Below are 20,932 nucleotides of genomic sequence, written 5' to 3'. Positions count from 1 at the left end.
CCACGCATGCGGCGGCCAGGACTCATAACAAGCGGATACCTCGATGTATCGGCATACAACACTGGAGACAAGATGAAGACACGTACTGCTCAACGCGGCTGCATGGCCGCAGCCATCGCCCTGGCCCTGCTGCAATGGGGCGCCGCCCAGGCCCAATCGGCCGGCGACTCCGCCAGCGCCGCCCCCGCCGATGGCCTGAACCTGGAACGCATCGTGGTCACCGGCACCACCGGCGGCACGTCCAAAATGAAATCGAGTAATTCCGTCAGCAGCATGGAACTCGACACCATCCTGCACAACGCGCCGACCAGCGCCGCCGAAGTCCTGCGCTCGGTGCCGGGCTTGCGGGCCGAGTCCTCGGGCGGCGAAGGCAATGCCAACATCACCGTGCGCGGCCTGCCCATTTCCGCCGGCGGCGCGCGCTATGTGCAGATCCAGGAGGACGGCTTGCCGGTGCTGCAGTTCGGCGACTTCAACTTCACCACGCCCGACAGCTTCGTCAAGATCGATTCCACTCTCGACCACCTGGAAGTGGTGCGCGGCGGTTCGGCCTCCACCCTGGCCACTAACTCGCCGGGCGGCATCATCAATTTCATCAGCAAGAATGGCATCGAGAAGGGCGGCAGCGTGGCGCTCAGCCGGGGCCTGGGCTACGACCAGACGCGCGTGGATTTCGATTACGGCGCGCCGGTTTCCGAGCGCACGCGCTTCTTCATCGGCGGCTCCTGGCGCACGGGCGAAGGCATCCGCCATAGTGGCGTCAACAGCGAAAAGGGCGGCCAGATCCGCGGCAATGTCACGCATGAATTCGACAGCGGCTTCGTGCGCCTGTCGTTCAAGCACCTCGACGACCAGTCGCCCACGGCCTTGCCGGTGCCGGTCAGCGTGCGCAATGGCCGCATTACGGAAGTCGCCGGCATCGACCCGCGCAAGGCCAGTTTCTATTCGCCGTACTGGGTGCCCGACATGGTGCTGAACAAGGATAACCAGCGCGTGGCCACCCGCGTCAACGACGGTCTGCACGTCAAGAGCGACACCGTGGGACTGGAAGCATCGTTCAAGCTGGGACAGGGCTGGAGCGTGAGCGAAAACTTCCGCTACGCCGACAATTCGGGCCGCTTCATCGGCGTCTTCCCGTCGAATAACGGCAGCGACGGCAGCTACGTGTTTGCCAGCGGCCCGAATCGGGGCCAGCCCTACACGGGGCGCGCGTTTTCCGCCGTGGTGTTCAACACCTCGATCGACGACGCCAGCAATACCCTGAGCGACACCAAGCTGGCCAGGACGTTTGTGCTCGACAGCGGCAAGCTGACCACCACGGCCGGCCTGTACCTGTCGCAGCAAAAGCTGGGCCTGACCTGGAATTTCAATGAATACCTGCTGCAGGCCACGGGCGACCAGCCGGCGCTGCTGCAAACGGCGAGCAGCACGCCCGGCTACATCGGCCCGGCCTTCGGCGCCTGCTGTTCGCGCGCCGTCGACATGGAGTACCGCACGACTTCGCCCTACGTAAACCTGGCCTGGGAAAGCGGCGCGCTGAACCTCGACGGCGGCCTGCGGCGCGACCGCCAGCACGCCAGTGGCACGGCCAACCAGGCCACCGGCGCGCAAGCCTATCTGCCGTCGACGGTGCAGCAGGTCGACTACACCCTGGGCCATACTTCGTACTCGCTGGGCGCGAACTACAAGCTGCAAGCCAACCTGGCCGTGTTTGCCCGCGTCAGCGAAGGCGTGGCCTTCAATGCCGACCGCATCCTGTTCGGCACGCCCCTGGATGGCAGCGTGCCGGTGGCGATCAACACCGTGCGCCAGCTCGAAGGCGGCGTGAAATGGCGGCGGGGGCCCCTGAGCACCTTCGTCACCGTGTTCCAGGCCAAGACGAAGGAAAGCAATTACGAGGCGACGACGCAGCTGCGCACGGCCAACAGCTATGAAGCGAAGGGTGTGGAACTGGAAGCGGCCTACAGCGCCGGCGACTTCCGCATCAATGGCGGATTGACGTTCACGGATGCCGAGATCACGGGCACGGCCGCGGCCGACGTGGCGCTGATCGGCAATACGCCGCGGCGCCAGGCGCGTGTCGTGTACCAGCTCGCGCCCACCTATGAGTGGGGACCTGCCACCGTGGGCGCCAGCCTGGTCGGCACGGGCAAGTCGTGGGGCGATGATGCGCACACGATCACCTTGCCCGCCTACCAGGTGCTCAACGCTTTCGTCAATTACCAGCTTACGCCGCAGATGCAGGTGGCGCTGACGGCGAACAATTTGCTCAACAAGATCGGCTATACGGAAGTCGAGGGCGATGGCCACGCGGCCCGCTCGATCACGGGGCGCGCCGTCAAGGTCAGCCTGAAATACGCATTTTAAGCAAGGATAGGATTCATGATGTCGATACGTAGCCCCCTGGCGCGCCTGCTGGCGCCGCTCCCCTCGCACTTGCGCGACGATGCGGCGCGCCGCTATGCGCGCCAGGAGGCGGTCCTGCTCGACCGCCTGGGCAGCCTGTATGGCCAGCGGCCGGACTTCCTGCCCTGGCTGGGCGACTTGATGGAAAGCGTGGGACGGCTGTACGCGGCGCGCGCGCCGGCGCTGCTGCGGCAGGATGCGCAGCGCGAAGCGCAGCCGGACTGGTTTGCCAGCCAGTCCATGCTGGGCTACAGCGCCTACGTGCAGCGCTTCGGCGGCAGCCTGCAGGGCGTGGCCGCGCGCATTGCCCATCTGCGCGAGCTGGGCGTGACGTATCTGCATTTGCTGCCGTTCTTGCGGCCGCGTGCCGGCGAAAGCGATGGCGGCTTTGCCGTCGCCAGCTTCGAGGAAGTCGACCCTGCGCTGGGCAGCAATGCCGACTTGCTGGCGTTGACGGCGCAGCTGCGCGCGGCCGGTATCAGCCTGTGCTCGGACCTCATCCTCAACCATGTGGCCGACGACCATGCGTGGGCGCTGGGCGCCAAGGCGGGCGATCCGCTGCTGCGCGATTTTTTCCATACTTATCCCGACCGCGTGCAGCCGGACCGTTACGAGCGCACCGTTGGCCAGGTCTTCCCGCAGGCGGCACCGGGCAATTTCACCTTCGTGCCGGAGCTCCAGCGCTGGGTCTGGACCACGTTTTATCCCTATCAGTGGGACTTGAACTACGCCAATCCGGCCGTCTTCGCGGCCATGGCCGGCGCCATGCTGGGCCTGGCCAACAAGGGCATCGAGGTGTTCCGCCTCGACTCGACGGCCTTCCTGTGGAAGCGCGAAGGCACGGATTGCATGAACCAGCCCGAAGCCCACAGCCTGCTGCAAGCCTTGCGCGCCATCGCCGCCATCGTCGCGCCTGGCGTGCTGCTCAAGGCCGAAGCCATCGTGCCCACCCCCAAGCTGCCCGCCTACTTTGGGAGCGATAGCGCGCCCGAATGCCATATCGCTTATCACAGCAGCCTGATGGCCGCCGGCTGGGGCGCGCTGGCGGAGGAAAGCACGGACTTGCTGCGGCAGGTGATCGCCGCCACGCCGCCGCTGCCGCCGGCCGCAAGCTGGCTCAGTTATGTGCGCTGCCATGACGACATCGGCTGGAACGTGTTGCTCAATGAAGCGGGCGCGGACGGGCCGGCGCGCCTGGCGCGCATTGCGCAGTTCTTTGCGGGTGCGCCCGGCAGCTATGCGCGCGGCGCCGCCTTCCAGAGCAGCAGCGCCGACAAGGCGCATGGCAGCAACGGCATGGCCGCCTCGCTGGCCGGCCTGCAAAGCGCCACCACGGTGCAGGAGCAGGAATACGCGTTGCGGCGCCTGCTGCTGCTGCATGGCCTGGCATTGAGCTTTGGCGCCTTGCCGGTGCTGTACATGGGCGATGAACTGGGCATGACCAACGACGACAGCTACACGCAGCGCGCCGACCGGGCGATGGACAGCCGCTGGCTGCAGCGTCCCGCGTTCGACGACAGCTTGCTGGCATGGCGCCACGATGGCGTGAGCGCCAGCGGCCGGCTGTACCTGGCACTGCGCCAGCTGATCGACGCGCGCGGGCGCTTGCCGGCATTGGCCGCCGCTGCGCCGCGCAGCGTGCTGCCCGCCGACACGCCGGCCGTGCTGGCGCTGCTGCGCGGCGACGCGTTTCTCAACCTGAGCAATTTCAGCGGCGCCAGCCAGCGTTTCACCTTGCCCGCGGGCGAATGGCGCAACAGCCTCGATGGCAGCGTGCTGGCCGGCACCGTGGGCCTGCAGCCATGGCATATGCTGTGGCTGGAAAGGGAACCAGCATGAGCGACACCACCGCGCACCGTCCGCATCTGTCGTTCTGGCAGATCGTCAACATGAATGTGGGTTTTTTCGGCATCCAGTTCAGCTTTGGTCTGCAGCAAAGCAGCATGAGCCCCATCTACAAATACCTGGGCGCCGACGAAGCGAGCCTGCCGTACCTGTGGCTGGCCGGTCCCATGACGGGGCTGCTCGTGCAACCGCTGATCGGCGCCATGAGCGACCGCACGGTGACGCGCTGGGGCCGCCGCACGCCGTACTTCCTGATCGGCGCCATCCTGTGCAGCCTGGGCCTGCTGGCCATGCCGTTCAGTCCCACCCTGTGGATGGCCGCCAGCCTGCTGTGGATACTCGACGCGGCCAACAATGTGACGATGGAGCCGTACCGCGCCTTTGTCAGCGACAAGCTCGACAAGAAGCAGCACTCGCTGGGTTTTCTCACGCAAAGCGCGTTTACGGGACTGGGGCAAACGCTGGCCTACCTGACGCCGTCGCTGCTGGTCATGCTGGGCATGAACAAGGATGCCGTCAATGGCAGCCATATCCCGCACATCGTCATCGCCGCCTTCCTGATCGGCGCCGTCTTTTCCCTCGCCTCGGTGCTGTGGACCCTGAAGACGACGCCGGAAAACCCCCTCACGGCGGCCGAGCTGGCGGCCATCCGCAGCCGCCCGCCGGGTTGGCGCCACACGCTGGCCGATATCGGCGCGGCCCTGCGCGACATGCCGCCGACGATGAAGCAGCTGGCCATCGTCAACCTGTTCCAGTGGTACGCCATGTTCTGCTACTGGCAGTACATTGCGCTGTCGCTGGCGGCGACCCTGTTTCACACGACGGATCCGGCATCGCAAGGCTTTCGCGACGCGGGCCTGCTGAACGGGCAGGTGGGCGCCTTCTATAATTTCGTCGCCTTTGTCGCTGCCTTTGCGCTGGTGCCGTTCACGCGCCGCTTCGGCCCCAAGCGCATGCACAGCCTGTGCCTGTGCGCGGCCGGCGTGGGCATGCTGAGCATCCCGCTGATCCACAGCCCGGCGCTGCTGTTGCTGCCCATGCTGGGCGTGGGCCTGGCCTGGGCCAGCATCATGGGCAATCCCTATATCATGCTGGCCGGCTGCATTCCGCCCGAGCGCACGGGCGTCTACATGGGCATCTTCAACATGTTCATCGTCATCCCGATGATCATCCAGATCTTCACCCTGCCGCTGTATTACCGCAGCTGGCTGGGCGGCAATCCGGAGAACGTCATCCGGCTGGCCGGCGCCCTGTTGCTGTGCGCGGCGGTGGCGGTGCTGTTCGTCAAATTGAACGGGCGCCAGGGCGCTGGACGGCTCTAAGTACAGGCGTAAAAAAACCGGCAATTGCCGGTTTTTCTTGTTCCACCAACGATGTTACGACACCTGACAAAACCGTAGCGAGCGGAAGGAAGAGGTGGCCGAGAAGCGCAACCGTACTCTAGTACGGTGAGCATCGCAGGCCGCCTATGCCGACGCGCAGTAGGTTTTGGCAGGTGTCCTCATTACTCTTCAACAGCCATCTGACTTTGCAGGTAATTCTGGATGCCGATCTTGGCGATCAGGTCGATCTGCGTTTCGAGCCAGTCGATATGCTCTTCCGTGTCTTCCAGGATCATCAGGAACAGGTCGCGCGAGACGTAGTCGCCCGCTTTTTCGCTGATGGCGATGCCTTCCTTGACGGTGGCGTGCGCGGCGCGCTCCAGCTTCAAGTCGCATTCCAGCATTTCCGGCGTGTTCTCGCCGATCAGCAGCTTGTGCAGCGCTTGCAGGTTCGGCAGGCCGTCGAGCATCAGGATGCGGTCGATCAGCTTGTCGGCGTGTTTCATTTCGCCGATCGATTCTTCGTATTCTTTCTTGCCCAGCTTTTCCAGGCCCCAGTGCTTGTACATGCGCGCATGCAGGAAGTACTGGTTGATGGCCGACAGTTCGTTGGTGAGCTGTGCGTTGAGCATGCGGATGACTTCTTTATCGCCCTTCATGGGATTTCCTTTGTTCTGTAGTGCGTTCGATGATGAAACCGGAGGCTGCTGGCGTTCACTGCCGGGTGGCTCGGGCTGCCTGGTGGCGCGCAGGTTGCCGGTTTCGCTATGCCCGCATGATAGCGCAAAATATGGGCAATTTCGGGCGGTAAACGGCATTTTTCCGTCTTTTTAACGTAAATATCGTGCGAATAAAACCCATTCTCAAATGGATTGCCACATTTTTCCGTTTTTTATTTGTAAGGAAAATGAAGGCCATTCTCATTCGCGTTCCCTATGCTGTTTTGCTGCCGCTGGCGCGCGTGCATGGCCGCGCTGAAAAGGCGGGAAATGTTGGTCCGTTCTTGCTTTTGTGTCTTCTTGGCCGCTGCCGGCGATGCGATAATCAGGCAGCGATGTTTACTGAAAAAGGATAGCAAGATGATGCTGCATATACCCGGCGTGCTGACGCCGGAACAGGTCACGCATTTTCGCCAGCGCCTGGCGCAGACGGACTGGGTCGACGGGCGCGCCAGCGTCGGGGCGCAAGGCGCGCAAGTCAAGCGCAACCGCCAGCTGGCCGAGGGTTCGCCGCTGGCGCTGGAACTGGGCGAGATCGTCAGCCGCGCGCTGATGGCCAATCCGCTGTTCTTTGCCGCCGTGCTGCCGCTGCGCATCCTGCCGCCATTCTTCAACAGCTATGCGGGTGGCGAGCACTATGGCCTGCATATCGACGGCGCCATCCGTACGCCGAAAAACGGCATGCAGTCGATGCGCGCCGACGTCTCGTCGACCGTCTTCCTGAGCGAGCCGGACGAGTACGAAGGCGGCGAGCTGGTGGTGGTCGATGCGTATGGCACGCACGAAGTGAAACTGCCGGCCGGCGACGTGATCGTGTATCCGTCGAGCAGCGTGCATCAGGTGCTGCCCGTCACCAGCGGCGAGCGCATCTGCTCCTTCCTGTGGACGCAAAGCATGGTGCGCGAAGACTGGAAACGCAGCATGCTGTTCGAGCTCGATCAGAACATCCAGAGCGTGCGCGCAGAGCACGGTGATTCACCGGCGACGGTGGGCTTGACGGGGCATTATCATAATTTGCTCAGGATGTGGGCGGAGATGTAAAAAGGGTCAGTCGCTGCGCGAGCGGAATGGGCCCCATTGGGGCCCATTCCGCCCTCGGGGCTGACCCCCAAAAAAAAGTCTGCCTGGCCCGGGGATGTAGGCTGGCAGACTGAAACAAGCAAATCGCTTGACTAAAAACAGGGCGCAAAAAAGCAAGCAGGGCACGTGGTGCGGTGCTTGCGGGCTGGCAGCGGCGCAAGGGCCGCCGGAAGGCTAGCTCAGTTGGAAGGTCAGCGGTACTAGAACGTAGACAGGTACGGGCTTGCCGTTTTCGATCATCGGCTTGAACAGCGCGCGCTGGGCGGCCTGGCGGCCCGCTTCATCGAGGTTGTTGTAGCCGGTCGATTTCTGGATCAGGATTTGCTCGGGCAAGCCCTTTTCATTGATCAGGATGCGCAGCACCACGGTGCCGCTTTCACCCAGGCGGCGCGACAGATTCGGGTAGATCAGTTGCGGTGCCTTGATGTATTCGACGCTGCTGACGGTGCGCGGCGTTGACGGCGCTGGTGGCGTCGGCGACGGTGTCGATGGCGCTGTCGGCGCGGCGGTGGCAACGGGTGCCGCTTCGGCGCGCGTCGGCTGCGGCGGCGTGATCGTCGGCTCGCTCGGTGCCACGGCGATCAGCGGCAGCGGCGGGATCACGGCGCGCGGCACGGGAGCGCTCAATTCCACGGTTTTCGGTACGGATGGCGCCGGCGGCTTGGGCGGCGCCGGCGGGGCGATGATGCTGATGGTGGTGATGGTCGGCATGGCCGCCGTGACGACTTTGCTCAGCAAGCCGCTCTGGATCGCGTAGAACCCGGCCAGATGCAGGACGACGATGGCCATCAGCGGCGCGAATTTGTTGCGCTTCTTGTCGAAGTCGGCAAATTGCTGCACGGCCTGCACCGTTACGGGCGGGGGCATCATCGTCATGGCGTTTATCGCTTTCTTTAGTTTGTCAGTACAGCTCGCATCAATACGGTTTCTTGCAGCGCCACCGTGGCGTTCAGGTGATCGTTCAGCACTTCCCGCGCGCAGGTGTGGCATTTGCCGCAGCAGGTGGCCACGCCCAGGTCGCGGCGCAGTTCGGCCATGCTGGACAGGCCAAGATCGACGGCTTGACGGATTTCACGATCAGATATGTTGTTGCAGACACATACAATCATTGATACACCTTCTGGCTGGAGGATGAACAGACACTAGTGCTGGGAAGCATTGTTGCTAGTGTTTTAATGAGAATCATTATCATTACGTTTCATTGTCGCGCAAAGTGGGGGACAATGCAAGCGATTTTGATCAAGTGTGCGGCACTTGGCAGCCTGGCGCCGCAGCTTGATATGCGATTCGCGCGCATGACGCAGCCCTTGATGGGGGCGGCTCTCCGGGCTAAATAAAAACTATTCGCATTCATGTTTATAATGCTGGTATTGTCTCGGACGGTTGCCGTCTGGACAGATGGAATGGCCGCTTGTCGGTAATGCGCAACAGTGGCGTTTTACCTCACAAACCTGGAACCAGCGCAAGGCGCCCCGCGCCGCAGCCGGTATCAGGTGTTCTTAATTTGAACGGAATTTGCTCATGACTCTAGTTCCACCCATGATGACGCTCGATGCGCTGGCAGTCGGCCAGAGCGGCACGGTGTTGCATATCACGCCCCACACGGCAGGACAGACGGAGGACGGCGTCGACCTGCCCCGTCGCCTGATGGAGCTGGGATTCGTTCCCGGCGAACGTATCCGCATGCTCAAGCGCGGCATTCCCGGTGGCGATCCGCTGGCCATCAAGGTGGGCAATGCCACGTTCGCACTGCGCCGCTTCGAAGCGGCGCTGATTACGATTCAACCGCTGCTTCAACCGGAATGACCATGGGTGCTGTCGAAACTATCGTGGATGCGGGCGTGCACAAGCCGCCGCATCAGCCACAAATTGCCTTGCTGGGCAATCCGAACTGCGGCAAGACGGCCCTGTTCAACCGTTTGACGGGCGCGCGCCAGAAAGTGGCGAACTACGCCGGCGTGACCATCGAGCGCAAGGAAGGCCATTTCACCTCGCCAGCCGGCAAACCCGTGCGCGTGCTCGATCTGCCGGGCGCCTACAGCCTGTCCGCCACCACGCCCGATGAAGCCATCACGCGCGACGTGGTGGGCGGCCTGCGCCGCGGTGACCCGCGTCCGGACGCCATCATCTGCGTCGTCGACGCCACCAATCTGCGCCTGAACCTGCGCCTGGTGCTGGAAGTCAAGCGTCTGGGCTTGCCCATGCTGCTGGCGCTGAACATGACGGACGTGGCGCGCAAGCGCGGCATGCTGATCGACACGGCCAAACTGTCGCAGGAACTGGGCATGCCCGTGGTGGAAACCGTGGCGGTGCAGCACGATGGCGAAAAAGCCTTGCTGAACGCCATTGATGCCATGCTGCCGCTGCCGGTCGTGGAAGCGAAACCGCTGGCGGCCATCGATGCCGTCACCGTCGAAGAAACCCAGCGCGAAGTGCGCCGCATCCTGGCCGCCGTCAGCAATGACACGAGCGACAAGGGCAACCTGACGGAAAAGATCGACGACGTGGTGCTGCATCCCATCGTCGGCCCCATCATCCTGGCCGTGCTGATGTTCCTGATTTTCCAGGCCGTGTTTGCCTGGGCCGCCACGCCGATGGAAATGATCACCGATGGCGTGGGCCACCTGGGCGCCGTGCTGACGGCGAACATGCCTGACGGTCACCTGAAAAGCTTGCTGGTGGAAGGCATCATCGGCGGCGTCGGCAGCGTGCTGGTGTTCCTGCCGCAGATCCTGATCCTGTTCTTCTTCATCCTGGCGCTGGAAGACTGCGGCTATCTGCCGCGCGCCGCGTTCCTGCTGGACCGCCTGATGGGCGGCGTGGGCCTGTCCGGCCGCGCCTTCATCCCGCTGCTGTCGAGCTTTGCCTGCGCCATCCCCGGCGTGATGGCGGCGCGCACCATCCAGAACCCGCGCGACCGTCTGGTTACCATCATGATCGCGCCGCTGATGACGTGTTCGGCGCGCCTGCCCGTGTATGCGCTGATCATCGCCGCCTTCATCCCGGAACGCCAGGTGTGGGGCTATCTGAGCCTGCAAGGCCTGGTGCTGTTTGTCCTGTACTTCGCCGGCATCATCTCGGCCATGGCCGTGGCCTGGGTCATGAAGCGCGGCATGGGCGTGCGCGGCAACCAGCCGCTGATGCTGGAACTGCCTGCCTATCACTGGCCGCATTTGCGCAACCTGGCCGTCAGCCTGTGGGAGCGCGCGAAGATCTTCCTGACGCGCGTCGGTACCATCATCCTGAGCCTGATGATCATCCTGTGGTTCCTCAGTACCTTCCCCGGCCCGCCGGATAACGCCATCCACCCGCCGATCTACTACAGCCTGGCCGGCATCCTGGGCCGCGGCCTGGAAGTGATCTTCGCGCCCATCGGTTTCAACTGGCAGATCTGCATCGCGCTGGTGCCGGGCATGGCGGCGCGCGAAGTGGCCGTCGGCGCCCTGGGCACCGTGTACGCGCTGTCGCAAACGGGCGATGCGCTGGCGACCACGCTGGAACCGCTGATCGCGCATTCGTGGTCGATGGCCACCGCGCTTTCCTTGCTGGCCTGGTATGTGTTTGCGCCGCAGTGCCTGTCGACCCTCTCCGTGGTGAAACGCGAGACGGGTGGCTGGCGCTATCCGCTGCTGATGGCCGGCTACATGTTCGCCCTGGCGTATGCCGCCTCGTTCATCACGTACCGCGTCGCCCTGATGCTGGGCGCTTAGGAGAAAACCATGTGGCAAACCCTCATCGTCGCCCTGATCGTCGCAGCCGCGCTGCTGCATTTTTCGACCAAGTACCTGCCGGCGGGCGTGCGCCGCGCCATCGTGCGCGGCCTGGTGCGCTGCGGCCTCGATGAGGCGAAGCTGTCGACCTTCTTCAAGGTGGCGCCGGGCTGCGGCAGCGGCTGCGGTTCCTGCGGTTCCTGCGACAGCCCGCCGCCACCGTCAAACACGCCGCCGGCCGACGGCAGCAGCAAGCGCGTGATCCTGATGCAGGTGCAGCGCTAGGGCTTGTATTTCAGTGTAGCCACGGGCCCGCCCGTGGGCTACACTGGGCTTTCCGCATGGCAAGGAGTGGCAATGGCGATACTGTTGATCTTCATGTTTTTGTTTGCGGTCGCCACCTGGCTGCTGGCCAGCCGGCGCGGCCGCCACGGTGGACTCTGGTTCGGCATCGGCCTGTTCCTCGGACCGTTTGCCTTGCTGGCGGTGGCAGCCTTGCCGCCCGTGCCGGCGCGCTGACCTTGTACTATTAAAACCCGCAAGCGCGGGTTTTTTTACGCCTGCCCGCCCGCGTGGCGCAGCCGGTACTGGCGCGGCGAGCAGGCCATGACGCGCTTGAAGGCGTGGCTGAAGGCGCTGTCGGAATCGTAGCCCAGTGCCTGTGCGATCAAGGTGATGGGTGCGCTGCCGCCCTTCAGGCGCCGCGTGGCCAGACGCATGCGCCAGCGCAGCAGGTAGTCGAGCGGCGTTACGCCCACCCGCTTCTTGAAGTGCAAGGCAAAGGCGGAGCGCGACTGCCCTGCGACGGCGGCCAGCTGCGACAAGGTCCAGCGCCGCGCCGGTTGCGCGTGCATGGCCTCGATGGCGGCGCGCAGCCGTGGATCGGCCAGCGCGAACAGCCAGCCCACCGGGTGCGAGGCCTGCGCTTCAAGATACTGGCGCAGCATTTGCAACAGCATCATGTGACCAAGGTGGCGCGTCATCAGCGCCGCGCCGGGCGCCGTCGCCTGCAGTTCCTGTGCCAGCCGTTGCAAGGCCCAGTGCAGCACGCTGGCCTGGTCCGTATCGCCGCGCACGTGCAGCAGCGGCGGCAGGCAGTCGAGCAGGATGGCCGCTTCGTCGCCAAAGTGGAAGCGTCCGCCGATGAGGAAGAAATCGTGCTGCGGCGCGCCGTGGCGGGCCACGCCCTGTTGCGTGTGCCGGTACACTTCCAGCGCTGGCGCGGCCGGCAAGCCGGGCGTGCTGGCCAGGGTGAACGCGCGTCCCGGCGCCAGCAGGAAGCAGTCGCCCGTCTGCAGATGCATGGGAGCGTCGATGCCCGCGACCGTCAGCCAGCAAGCGCCTTCGATCACGGCGTTGAACTTGATGCCGTCCGGCGGCGGAAAGTCGATGGCCCAGTCGCCGCCCGCCTTCAGGCCGGCAAAGTAGGAGCTGCGCGTATCAAACAGCGAGAGTACATCGGAGAGCAAATCCATGGTGGCGGCAATTCTGGACGATGGCGATAGTATTGAAGATTTTACGCCATTCACCGTCCAGAACAGCTCGCGCAAAATAAGCATGTTGCCAGCCATCCCGCGCTGGCCACCCACATGCAGAGGCAGACATGACACACGGCGATCACAGGCAAATTCCCCTTCATTCCGGCTTCGGCGCGGCCACGACCGCCAGCGAGGTGCTGGCCGGCCGCGACCTGTCCGGCGTGCAGGCCATCGTCACGGGCGGCGCGTCGGGCCTGGGGCTGGAAACGGTGCGCGTGCTGGCTGGCGCCGGCGCCAGGGTGCTGGTGCCGACGCGCGACCAGCATCAGGCGCAAGCGGCCTTGAATGGCATGGCTGGCGTGGAGGTCGCGGCGCTCGACCTGCTCGATCCGCAATCGATCGACGCATTCGCGGCCGCCTTCCTTGCCACCGGCCGCGCCCTGCATCTGCTGGTGAACGGCGCCGGCATCATGGCCACGCCCTTGCTGCGCGATGCGCGCGGCTACGAGGCGCAGTTCGCGACGAATCACCTGGGGCATTTCCAGCTGACGGCGCGCCTGTGGCCCGTCTTGCGGCAGGCGCAGGGTGCGCGCGTGGTGTGCGTGTCGTCGCTGGGACACCGGCAGGCGGGCGTTGACCTGGATGACCCGCATTTTCTGCGCCAGCCGTACGACAAATGGCGCGCGTATACGCAGTCGAAAAGCGCCAATGCGCTGTTTTCCGTGGAACTGGACCGTCGCGGTGCGGCGCACGGCGTGCGCGCCTACTCGCTGCATCCGGGCGCCATCCTGACGCCGCTGGTGCGCCACCTGGACTTCGACGACTTGCGCCGCGTGGGTGCGCTCGATGAGGATGGCAAGGTGAATCCGCCGCCGCAGTCGGGTTTCAAGAATGTGGCGCAGGGAGCGGCCACCACCGTCTGGTGCGCCACCAGCGCGCAGCTTGAGGGCATGGGCGGCGTGTATTGCGAGGATGGCGATATCGCCCCCTTGGTGGAGGACGACAGCATGGGGCCGGGCGTGCGGCGCTGGGCCATCGATCCCGGGCAGGCGCGCCGGCTATGGACGCTGAGCGAACAGATGACGGGCGTGCGCTTCGATTGCGACGCGGCATAAAAAATGCCGGGCAAGGCCCGGCATGTGCAGGAGGGGGGGCGTGGCGTTACGCCTTGCCCGCCAGTTTCTCCACCACGGGCACCAGCGCGGCCGGGCGGCAGCCGAAGGCGGCCAGGCGGCCTTGCGCGTGTGGCGCCAGGTCCAGGTCGTAGGGCAAACGGCCCGCCACCAGCCACAGTTTATCGTGCGGCAGGGCGTCGACGAGGCGGCGCTGGCCGCCGACGAACATGGCGTTATACGTTTGCAGCAGGATCTGCTGCGCGCCTTGCGCAAAGGCGATGGCCTCGTTGACTTCGTCGTCCAGCGCCTCGGCCGACAAGGCGTACTCGCGCACGTCCAGGCCCGCTTCCAGCAGCGCCGGCAGCATCGAGCTGCGTGCTTCCTTGTTGCGGCCCAGCGCCACTTCGTCGATTTCGCTGCGCGAGCGCACTTCCACCGTCAGCAGGGTCACGGGCAGGCTGGCGTCGAGCGGGCGGTAGTCGCCCTGCACGCGCAAGGCGGCCTTTTGCAGCAGCTGCGACAGGGCCATGGCGGCCGGCTGCATCAGCGCCGGCGGCGTGACGGGGCGGGTACGCCAGTCGCGCACGGCGCGGTTGCGCTTGAGTTCAGCCACGCGGGCACAAGCGGCATCGATGCGGGAGAGCGCGATGTCGCCGCGCTCCACGGCGGCGATGACGGCGTCGATGGCGGCCGTCTGCTGCGCTTCGCGGTGCGAGATGAGGACGATGTCGGCGCCTGCCTGCAGGGTGGCGATGGCGCCCTGGGCGATGCCGATGCCGTCGGCGATGGCCGCCATTTCCAGGCAGTCGGTGATGACGACGCCCTTGTAGCCCATTTCACCGCGCAGCAGGTCCGTCAGCACGCCTTTCGACAGGGTCGCCGGTACGCTGGTGTCGGCCTCGAAGGCGGGGAAGACCACGTGCGCCGTCATGATGGCGTCGACGCCGCCGGCAATCGCGGCGCGGAAGGGCGCCAGCTCCACGGCGCGCAGGCGTTCCTTGTCGTGCGGGACCAGCGCCATGGCGTAGTGCGTATCGATGGCCGTGTCGCCGTGGCCGGGGAAATGCTTGGCGGTGACGGCCACGCCGCTGGCGCGCTGGCCGCGCATGGCCGCCATGCCGTAGTCGATGACGGTGGCGGCATCCTCGCCATACGCGCGCACGCCGATGACGGGGTTGTTGCGGTTGTTGTTTACGTCCAGCACGGGGGCGAGCAGCATGTTGATGCCCACCTGGCGCATTTCATCGCCGCTGATCTGGTTCATGCGTTCGCAGTCGTCGATGGAGCCGGCCGCCTGGAAGGCCATCGCGGCGGGAATCGGCGTGACGCCCTGCTCGATGCGCATGACCATGCCGCCTTCCTGGTCGATGGAGATCAGCAGCGGAATGTCGGACACTTCCGCATTGATCTCCTGCAGCTCGCGGCACAGGGCGGACACTTGCGCGGGCGTGTGCACGTTGCGGCGGAACAGGATCACGCCGCCCACCTTCTTGCCGCGTATCAAGGTCTTGATATGCTCGTCCGCCTGCAGGGCGTCGAAACCCACCATGAACAACTGTCCTACTTTCTCGCGCAAACCCTGCTCCATGCTGCAACTCCTCCGGTATGTATTGTGACGACGGCATACGTATTCTGGCACCGTGGTGGCGCATCGTGGCGGTCACCGGACAAGCTGCCTTGGTTTTGTACTTGTTTTGGTATTGTATTGGATTTGGGTTTTTGCGCAAGTGGTTATTAAGTGGTATTGCTCCACTTGCGCAATGCCGGCTTTAATCCAGGCGCTGGAACGATGCCGATTGCGCCATGGGCCAGTACAGGCCGAATACGGGCGGCAGTTGCGGCAGCTGGCTCGGGTCGAGCAGCTGGCCCGCTTCCAGGAAGGGCAGCAGGGCCGACGCCAGTTTCACCTGGTTCGGCGAGATGCGGCGCACCAGGTGGTGCGGACGCAGTTCCTGCGGATGCGCGAGGCCGGCGGCGGCGATCAGTTCAGCCAGCGCCTTCATGGTGTTCTGGTGGAAGTGCGCCACGCGGGCGATCTTGTCGGATACCACCAGCGCGCGCTGGCGCTGCGGGTCTTGCGTGGCCACGCCCGTGGGGCAGCGGTCCGTGTGGCAGCTTTGCGACTGGATGCAGCCCAGTGCGAACATGAAGCCGCGCGCCGAATTGCACCAGTCGGCGCCCAGCGCCAGCAGGCGGGCGATGTCGAAGGCCGTGATGATCTTGCCCGAGCAGCCGATCTTGATCCGCTCGCGCAGGTTGGCGCCCACCAGGGTGTTATGCACGAGCACCAGCGCTTCCTGCAGCGGCGTGCCCACGTGGTCCGTGAATTCCAGGGGCGCCGCGCCCGTGCCGCCTTCGCTGCCGTCGACGACGATGAAGTCGGGCGTGATGCCCGTTTCCAGCATGGCTTTGACGATGGCGAAAAATTCCCACGGGTGGCCGATGGCCAGCTTGAAGCCCGTCGGCTTGCCGCCGGAGAGCGTGCGCAGGCGGTCGATGAAGTGCAGCATTTCCAGCGGCGTGGAAAAGGCGCTGTGCGCGGCCGGCGAGACGCAGTCTTCGCCCACCATCACGCCGCGCGTGGTGGCGATCTCGATGGTCACTTTCGGCCCGGGCAGCACGCCGCCGTGGCCCGGCTTGGCGCCCTGCGACATTTTCAGCTCGATCATTTTCACCTGCTCCGAGCTGGCGTTGGCGATGAAGCGTTCCTCGGAAAACGTGCCGTCCTGGTTGCGGCAGCCGAAGTAGCCGGAGCCGATTTCCCACACCAGGTCGCCGCCGTTTTCGCGGTGATAAGGACTGATGCTGCCTTCACCCGTGTCGTGCATGAAGCCGCCGCTGCGCGCGCCGCCGTTCAGGGCCAGGATGGCATTGGCCGACAGGGCGCCAAAGCTCATCGCCGAGATATTGAAGACGCTGGCCGAATACGGTTTGGCACGCGGGCAGTCCGGATGGTTGCCGATCTCGATGCGGAAATCGTGGCCCGTCACCTTGGCGGGGGCGATGGAATGGTTGATCCATTCATAGCCTGCTTCATATACGTCGAGCTGGGTGCCGAACGGGCGCTTGTCCGTCTGCTCCTTGGCGCGCTGGTAGACGATGCTGCGCTGGCTGCGCGAGAACGGCGTCGCTTCGCTGTCGCTTTCCAGGAAATACTGGCGGATTTCGGGGCGGATGCTCTCGAAGAAAAAACGGAAGTGGGCGAGGATGGGGTAGTTGCGGCGCAGGGCGCGTTTCGTTTGCAGCAGGTCGCTGATGCCGACCAGGGTCAGCGCACCGGCCAGCACGGGCAGCCAGTAATGATCATAGTAAAACAGGGACAGGACAAAGATGGCTGCCGTCGCAATGAAGGTCAGGTAGCGAAATGGTACTAGGTGCATGGGCACTCCGGGGAAGTCAGACTGATAACTGATGAGTCTACCTTCGATTCACGGAACGTGCTGGTGGGAAAGAACGCGGCGCCCGGTGGACGCCGCGTGAGGATCACCGCTGTGCGGCGCGGATGCGCTCGACCCGTTCGGCGCTGGCCGGATGGCTCGACAGGTACGGCGTACCCTCGTCCAGCTTGCCCAGGGCGACAAACACTTGCGCCAGGTGTTCCAGGGGTATGCCGTTCTGGCGCAGCATGGCGATCGCGTAGTCGTCCGCGTCGCGTTCGACATCGCGCGAATACTTCAAGTCCAGCAGCAGCGGCGGCAGGGTGGCCACCACCGTCGACACGTCGCCGAACAGCAGCGCCGCGCCGGCGCCCACGGCCGAGGTCTGGATGATGCGCCGCGTCAGGTGGCGCTGCTGCAGGTGCCCCAGCTCGTGCGCCAGCACGCCCATGATGGCCTGGTCGTCCGGCAGCAGTGCGATCATCTCGTCCGTCAGCACGATGTCGCCGGACGGCAGGGCAAACGCGTTCGGGCCGATCTTGCTCTTGCGAAACACGATGCGGTGCGCGGGCGTGCTGTCGCCGGGCGTGGCCAGGCGCGCGAACTGGGCCCGCAACGCTTGCTGGCGCGCGCCATCGAGCTGGCTGGGCGCGAATACATGGCGGTCCAGCATGTCGAGCACGCCCTGGCCCAGCTGCCGTTCGACCGACTGCGGCAGGGCATACGCGATGCCCTTGGCCGCCAGCGGCAGCAGGTATTGATAGCTGAGCCACAGGGCCACGATGGTCGCCACGGTGGCCAGCAGGGCACCGCGCCAGCTTTGCTGCAGCCGCACCACCCAGCCGTCGCGGTGGCCCGTATCGTGCAGCAGGCTGTTGAAGGCCGCCTGGTCGGCGATTTCCAGGTAGGCACCATCGGCAAAACTGACCTTGCGCACGGCGTGGCTGCTGCGTTCGGACACGTGCAGCTCGTCCAGCGGGCAGCTGCGCTCGATGTCGCCGGCCAGCACGGCCATGCCATCGCGCACGCTGAGCGTGACGTGGTACAGGCGCGAGGTCTGGCCGTCGAAATAGCGCGCGGGCACGGGGGCCGCGCCCGGCGCGTCGTGATCGAGCGTCATGCTACAGCGACAGGTCGAAGTCCAGCAGGTCGACCATGCCTTCGCCCGTGGCCGACACTTGCTGGCCTGTGGCGGCGACAAACTCGTCCAGGCTGCCATGCACCAGCATGGAGGTCGCTTCCAGGCGGTATTTCAGCCAGCGCACATGGGCGAATGGCGTAAACAGGCCCAGGGTGACGACGATGCCCAGCAGGTTGCTCAGCATGACGAAGGTGGTGCGGCCCCATGTCAGCTGCGACTGGAACTGGTGCTGCTGCAAGCGCGTATGGTTCCAGATCAGGTTCTGGATCATGGTCAGGAACAGCGGCAGCACGGTGAATGCCCACAGGTACAAGGCGCCGATGGCAAACAGCAGACTGCCAACCTTGGTCTTGTCATTCGCATTGGCCGCAAACGAGGCGAACACGCTGCCGAAGACGACGAAAATCAGTACCAGCAAGCCGCCCAGCAGCAGCGCGAAGAACAGCAAATAGGTTTTGTAGAAGCTGCCGACCGTGGCGTCAAAGCTGAAATGGGTGGCGCCGAAACGGCTTTGCGTGTGCTGGAAGCGCTTCAGGCGCTGGTGCAGGAAAGGCGTCATCAGGCCGCCCGTGAAGGTGTTCAGGATGGGCAGCCACAGGAAGTACTTGTAGGCTTCCCTGGCGCTGCCGCCAAAGCCGAAGCGGATGCCGCGGTAGCTGGTGTTGTACAGCTTGAATTGCAGGCTTTTCCAGACCAGCCAGGGCAGGATGGCGGCCAGCAGCACGAACATCAGCAAGCCGACGACGGGCGAGACCTGGAAGGCGATGTTGTAGCCGGCGATCAGCACCACGGCGGCGATGCGGCCTTTCAGGATGGCCACGGCGTTGCCGTGGTATTCGAAGCTGCCGCCCGCCAAGTGGGTGCTGGAATAGAAATAGCGGTTGCGGCGCACCTTGGCCCAGGCGGAATAAATGCCCAGGGTGACGATGCTCAGCAGCAGGTTGACGATCCAGATACGGAAGTATTCGCTGCCGGTGGCGCTGAAGGTGATGGCTTCTTGTCGGGGAGGAGTGTTGTTTGCGTCGAAATCCACAGGGGTTTCCTTACTTATTGGAAACAAAACAAGATAAGGGAATATTGAAAAGTTATCAATTGAAAATACTGTTTTTCGCAATTTTTTCGCCGATCCGCTTGTGCCGACCCGATCCGGCCGTCCCGGCTATACTGGAACTCAACCATCGCCTAACGGGAAAACCATGATCGTCGTCCACCATCTGAACAACTCGCGCTCGCAGCGCGTGCTCTGGCTGCTCGAGGAACTGGGCCTCGACTATGAGGTCAAGCGCTACCAGCGCGACCCGAAGACCATGCTGGCGCCCGCCTCGCTGAAGGCCGTGCATCCGCTGGGCAAGTCGCCCGTGATCACGGACGGCGCCAACACCATCGCCGAATCGGGCGCCATCATCGACTACCTGGTCGAGCGCTACGGCAATGGCCGCTTGATCCCGGCGGCCGGCACGCCGGACAAGCTGCGCTGGACCTACTGGCTGCATTTCGCGGAAGGCTCGGCCATGCCGCCGCTGCTGATGAAGCTGGTGTTCGACAAGGTCGAATCGTCGCCGATGCCGTTTTTCGTCAAGCCCATCGCGCGCGGCATCGCCGGCAAGGTCAAGAGCAGCTTCATCCTGCCCAATATCAACAGCCAGCTGGCCTACATGGAAGCGGAGCTGGAGAAAACCAAATGGTTTGCCGGCAATGAATTCACGGCGGCCGACATCCAGATGAGCTTTCCGCTGGAAGCGGCGGCCATGCGCGGCGGACTCGACGAGCGCCTGCCGAAGCTGACGGCCTTCCTGCAGCGCATTCATGCGCGGCCGGCCTACCAGCGCGCGCTGGAGCGTGGCGGACCCTACGATTTCGCCAAATAAGCGGCATTCAAGCCCGATGTGCAGGGAACCATACGGTAAAATGCCCGATTCAACCAGTATCCACTTACCGCATGGCCAGACTCCTCGCTATCGACGGCTTGAATATCGTACGCCGCGTCTACGAAGCCAGTCCTGAACCCGACTCCGACCTGAAGGCGGAGATCGCGCTGCGCCATGCGCTGTCGTCGTTCCGCACCCTCATCAACGACCACGAGCCGACGCACATCCTGCCGGCCTTCGACTTCGGCGGCCCGACCTGGCGCCACGCCCTGTATGCCGGCTACCGCGAAGGGCGCCAGCCCATGCCGCAGGTGCTGCGCGACGCCTTGCCCGGCTTTTACGCCACGCTGGCCAGCTTCGGCATGCACGTGGTCAGCATTCCCGAGGTCGAAGCCGATGACGTGATCGGCACGGCCGTCATGCGCTGGCTGCACGAGGGGCGCGGCGCGGCCGTCATCGCCACCACCGACAAGGATTTGCACGGCCTGATCGCCCACGGCGCGCTGGTATGGGATCACTTCAAGGGTGTCTGGCACGACCACGCCTGGGTCGAGAAAAAGTTCGGCGTGCCGCCGGAACTGCTGCCCGACCTGCTGGCGCTGATGGGCGACGTCACCGACAGCATCCCCGGCGTGTCGAAGATCGGCCTGAAGACGGGCGCGAAACTGTTGCGCGCCTACGGCAATATCGACGCCGTGATGGCTGGCGCGGGGATTTTGCCCGGCGCGCTGGGCGAAAGCCTGCGAAAAGAGCGGGAAATACTGTATCTTTCAAGAAAGTTAGTGGCGCTGAAAACGGATGTCACGTTAGGCGTGACCTGGAACAAGCTCGTGTGGGAAAAATAGAGCTCTTTTGGCCAGAACACGGAAAA

20 protein-coding genes are annotated in these 20,932 nt (G+C 64.4%); 12 read left to right on the top strand and 8 right to left on the bottom strand.

Going from position 1 to position 20,932, the window contains the following annotated elements; all coding sequences use genetic code 11:
- Positions 1–72 precede the first annotated feature (72 nt).
- Genes CSQ91_RS19020 through CSQ91_RS19010 form a run of 3 tightly spaced genes read left to right on the top strand, consistent with a single transcriptional unit; the run spans position 73 to position 5,573 of the window.
- Positions 73–2,367: a TonB-dependent receptor gene (locus CSQ91_RS19020; protein WP_099389227.1), complete on the top strand. Its 2,295-nt coding sequence runs from the start codon at positions 73–75 to the stop codon at positions 2,365–2,367.
- A 15-nt stretch (positions 2,368–2,382) separates the two neighbouring features.
- Positions 2,383–4,245 carry an alpha-amylase family glycosyl hydrolase gene (locus tag CSQ91_RS19015; RefSeq protein ID WP_257217402.1) on the top strand — a complete coding sequence of 621 codons (1,863 nt, stop codon included), beginning with the start codon at positions 2,383–2,385 and terminating at the stop codon, positions 4,243–4,245.
- Positions 4,242–5,573, top strand: coding sequence for an MFS transporter (locus CSQ91_RS19010; RefSeq protein WP_099389226.1), 1,332 nt, complete (start codon positions 4,242–4,244; stop codon positions 5,571–5,573). The genes CSQ91_RS19015 and CSQ91_RS19010 overlap by 4 nt, the downstream gene beginning before the upstream one ends.
- Positions 5,574–5,755: 182 nt before the next feature.
- Here the strand turns inward: CSQ91_RS19010 and bfr are convergent, their stop codons facing one another.
- Positions 5,756–6,232 carry a bacterioferritin gene (gene bfr, locus CSQ91_RS19005; protein WP_034778875.1) on the bottom strand — a complete coding sequence of 159 codons (477 nt, stop codon included), beginning with the start codon at positions 6,230–6,232 and terminating at the stop codon, positions 5,756–5,758.
- Between the two features lie 248 nt (positions 6,233–6,480).
- On the opposite strand from bfr, the gene CSQ91_RS29000 reads away from it, so the two are divergent.
- Positions 6,481–6,648: a hypothetical protein gene (locus CSQ91_RS29000; protein WP_180278458.1), complete on the top strand. Its 168-nt coding sequence runs from the start codon at positions 6,481–6,483 to the stop codon at positions 6,646–6,648.
- 4 nt (positions 6,649–6,652) lie between these two features.
- The gene (locus CSQ91_RS19000) at positions 6,653–7,333 is read left to right on the top strand and encodes a Fe2+-dependent dioxygenase (RefSeq protein ID WP_070281800.1); all 681 of its coding nucleotides are present in this window, start codon (positions 6,653–6,655) and stop codon (positions 7,331–7,333) included.
- A gap of 213 nt (positions 7,334–7,546) precedes the next feature.
- Here CSQ91_RS19000 and CSQ91_RS18995 read toward each other — a convergent pair whose 3' ends face one another.
- Entirely contained in the window at positions 7,547–8,248 is a 702-nt protein-coding gene (locus CSQ91_RS18995; protein WP_052139928.1) for an energy transducer TonB, read from the bottom strand.
- A 17-nt stretch (positions 8,249–8,265) separates the two neighbouring features.
- Positions 8,266–8,481, bottom strand: coding sequence for a (2Fe-2S)-binding protein (locus tag CSQ91_RS18990; protein WP_034745611.1), 216 nt, complete (start codon positions 8,479–8,481; stop codon positions 8,266–8,268).
- 412 nt (positions 8,482–8,893) lie between these two features.
- Here CSQ91_RS18990 and CSQ91_RS18985 point away from each other — a divergent pair, with 412 nt between their 5' ends.
- From CSQ91_RS18985 to CSQ91_RS28995, 4 genes are all read left to right on the top strand, one after another.
- Entirely contained in the window at positions 8,894–9,178 is a 285-nt protein-coding gene (locus tag CSQ91_RS18985) for a FeoA family protein (protein ID WP_034778868.1), read from the top strand.
- A gap of 2 nt (positions 9,179–9,180) precedes the next feature.
- On the top strand, positions 9,181–11,082 hold the full coding sequence (gene feoB / locus CSQ91_RS18980; protein WP_070281896.1) for a ferrous iron transporter B: 1,902 nt from the start codon (positions 9,181–9,183) through the stop codon (positions 11,080–11,082).
- Between the two features lie 9 nt (positions 11,083–11,091).
- Entirely contained in the window at positions 11,092–11,367 is a 276-nt protein-coding gene (locus CSQ91_RS18975) for a hypothetical protein (protein ID WP_099389225.1), read from the top strand.
- 72 nt (positions 11,368–11,439) lie between these two features.
- A complete protein-coding gene (locus CSQ91_RS28995; protein WP_161784184.1) occupies positions 11,440–11,601 on the top strand; it encodes a hypothetical protein in 162 nt (53 codons plus the stop codon).
- 35 nt (positions 11,602–11,636) lie between these two features.
- Here CSQ91_RS28995 and CSQ91_RS18970 read toward each other — a convergent pair whose 3' ends face one another.
- Positions 11,637–12,557 carry an AraC family transcriptional regulator gene (locus CSQ91_RS18970; protein WP_099389224.1) on the bottom strand — a complete coding sequence of 307 codons (921 nt, stop codon included), beginning with the start codon at positions 12,555–12,557 and terminating at the stop codon, positions 11,637–11,639.
- A 128-nt stretch (positions 12,558–12,685) separates the two neighbouring features.
- Here CSQ91_RS18970 and CSQ91_RS18965 point away from each other — a divergent pair, with 128 nt between their 5' ends.
- The gene (locus tag CSQ91_RS18965; protein WP_099389223.1) at positions 12,686–13,675 is read left to right on the top strand and encodes an oxidoreductase; all 990 of its coding nucleotides are present in this window, start codon (positions 12,686–12,688) and stop codon (positions 13,673–13,675) included.
- A 46-nt stretch (positions 13,676–13,721) separates the two neighbouring features.
- Here CSQ91_RS18965 and nagZ read toward each other — a convergent pair whose 3' ends face one another.
- The 4 genes from nagZ to CSQ91_RS18945 form a co-directional block, all read right to left on the bottom strand.
- Entirely contained in the window at positions 13,722–15,263 is a 1,542-nt protein-coding gene (gene nagZ, locus CSQ91_RS18960) for a beta-N-acetylhexosaminidase (RefSeq protein ID WP_099389222.1), read from the bottom strand.
- A 181-nt stretch (positions 15,264–15,444) separates the two neighbouring features.
- The gene (locus tag CSQ91_RS18955; protein WP_070254731.1) at positions 15,445–17,055 is read right to left on the bottom strand and encodes an FMN-binding glutamate synthase family protein; all 1,611 of its coding nucleotides are present in this window, start codon (positions 17,053–17,055) and stop codon (positions 15,445–15,447) included.
- 103 nt (positions 17,056–17,158) lie between these two features.
- Positions 17,159–18,172: a M48 family metallopeptidase gene (locus tag CSQ91_RS18950; RefSeq protein ID WP_099389221.1), complete on the bottom strand. Its 1,014-nt coding sequence runs from the start codon at positions 18,170–18,172 to the stop codon at positions 17,159–17,161.
- A gap of 1 nt (position 18,173) precedes the next feature.
- A complete protein-coding gene (locus CSQ91_RS18945; protein ID WP_230520387.1) occupies positions 18,174–19,226 on the bottom strand; it encodes a YjgN family protein in 1,053 nt (350 codons plus the stop codon).
- Between the two features lie 163 nt (positions 19,227–19,389).
- Here CSQ91_RS18945 and CSQ91_RS18940 point away from each other — a divergent pair, with 163 nt between their 5' ends.
- Complete coding sequence (locus CSQ91_RS18940) at positions 19,390–20,061, top strand: glutathione S-transferase (RefSeq protein WP_070254729.1); 672 nt, start codon at positions 19,390–19,392, stop codon at positions 20,059–20,061.
- Between the two features lie 71 nt (positions 20,062–20,132).
- Complete coding sequence (locus CSQ91_RS18935; protein ID WP_034778849.1) at positions 20,133–20,906, top strand: 5'-3' exonuclease; 774 nt, start codon at positions 20,133–20,135, stop codon at positions 20,904–20,906.
- The last annotated feature ends 26 nt before the right edge of the window (positions 20,907–20,932 follow it).

Source organism: Janthinobacterium sp. BJB301 (assembly GCF_002735685.1).
Lineage (GTDB): Bacteria > Pseudomonadota > Gammaproteobacteria > Burkholderiales > Burkholderiaceae_D > Janthinobacterium > Janthinobacterium lividum.
Note: the sequence above shows the minus strand (reverse complement) of the source record. Positions and strands in the feature narration are given on the sequence as shown.

What these genes read in the sequence shown, in the direction of transcription:
- CSQ91_RS19020 (WP_099389227.1), top strand. Translation starts at nt 73, where the DNA reads ATGAAGACACGTACTGCTCAACGCGGCTGCATGGCCGCAGCCATCGCC.
- CSQ91_RS19015 (WP_257217402.1), top strand. Translation starts at nt 2,383, where the DNA reads ATGATGTCGATACGTAGCCCCCTGGCGCGCCTGCTGGCGCCGCTCCCC.
- CSQ91_RS19010 (WP_099389226.1), top strand. Translation starts at nt 4,242, where the DNA reads ATGAGCGACACCACCGCGCACCGTCCGCATCTGTCGTTCTGGCAGATC.
- bfr (WP_034778875.1), bottom strand. Translation starts at nt 6,232, where the DNA reads ATGAAGGGCGATAAAGAAGTCATCCGCATGCTCAACGCACAGCTCACC.
- CSQ91_RS29000 (WP_180278458.1), top strand. Translation starts at nt 6,481, where the DNA reads ATGAAGGCCATTCTCATTCGCGTTCCCTATGCTGTTTTGCTGCCGCTG.
- CSQ91_RS19000 (WP_070281800.1), top strand. Translation starts at nt 6,653, where the DNA reads ATGATGCTGCATATACCCGGCGTGCTGACGCCGGAACAGGTCACGCAT.
- CSQ91_RS18995 (WP_052139928.1), bottom strand. Translation starts at nt 8,248, where the DNA reads ATGACGATGATGCCCCCGCCCGTAACGGTGCAGGCCGTGCAGCAATTT.
- CSQ91_RS18990 (WP_034745611.1), bottom strand. Translation starts at nt 8,481, where the DNA reads ATGATTGTATGTGTCTGCAACAACATATCTGATCGTGAAATCCGTCAA.
- CSQ91_RS18985 (WP_034778868.1), top strand. Translation starts at nt 8,894, where the DNA reads ATGACTCTAGTTCCACCCATGATGACGCTCGATGCGCTGGCAGTCGGC.
- feoB (WP_070281896.1), top strand. Translation starts at nt 9,181, where the DNA reads ATGGGTGCTGTCGAAACTATCGTGGATGCGGGCGTGCACAAGCCGCCG.
- CSQ91_RS18975 (WP_099389225.1), top strand. Translation starts at nt 11,092, where the DNA reads ATGTGGCAAACCCTCATCGTCGCCCTGATCGTCGCAGCCGCGCTGCTG.
- CSQ91_RS28995 (WP_161784184.1), top strand. Translation starts at nt 11,440, where the DNA reads ATGGCGATACTGTTGATCTTCATGTTTTTGTTTGCGGTCGCCACCTGG.
- CSQ91_RS18970 (WP_099389224.1), bottom strand. Translation starts at nt 12,557, where the DNA reads ATGGATTTGCTCTCCGATGTACTCTCGCTGTTTGATACGCGCAGCTCC.
- CSQ91_RS18965 (WP_099389223.1), top strand. Translation starts at nt 12,686, where the DNA reads ATGACACACGGCGATCACAGGCAAATTCCCCTTCATTCCGGCTTCGGC.
- nagZ (WP_099389222.1), bottom strand. Translation starts at nt 15,263, where the DNA reads ATGGAGCAGGGTTTGCGCGAGAAAGTAGGACAGTTGTTCATGGTGGGT.
- CSQ91_RS18955 (WP_070254731.1), bottom strand. Translation starts at nt 17,055, where the DNA reads ATGCACCTAGTACCATTTCGCTACCTGACCTTCATTGCGACGGCAGCC.
- CSQ91_RS18950 (WP_099389221.1), bottom strand. Translation starts at nt 18,172, where the DNA reads ATGACGCTCGATCACGACGCGCCGGGCGCGGCCCCCGTGCCCGCGCGC.
- CSQ91_RS18940 (WP_070254729.1), top strand. Translation starts at nt 19,390, where the DNA reads ATGATCGTCGTCCACCATCTGAACAACTCGCGCTCGCAGCGCGTGCTC.
- CSQ91_RS18935 (WP_034778849.1), top strand. Translation starts at nt 20,133, where the DNA reads ATGGCCAGACTCCTCGCTATCGACGGCTTGAATATCGTACGCCGCGTC.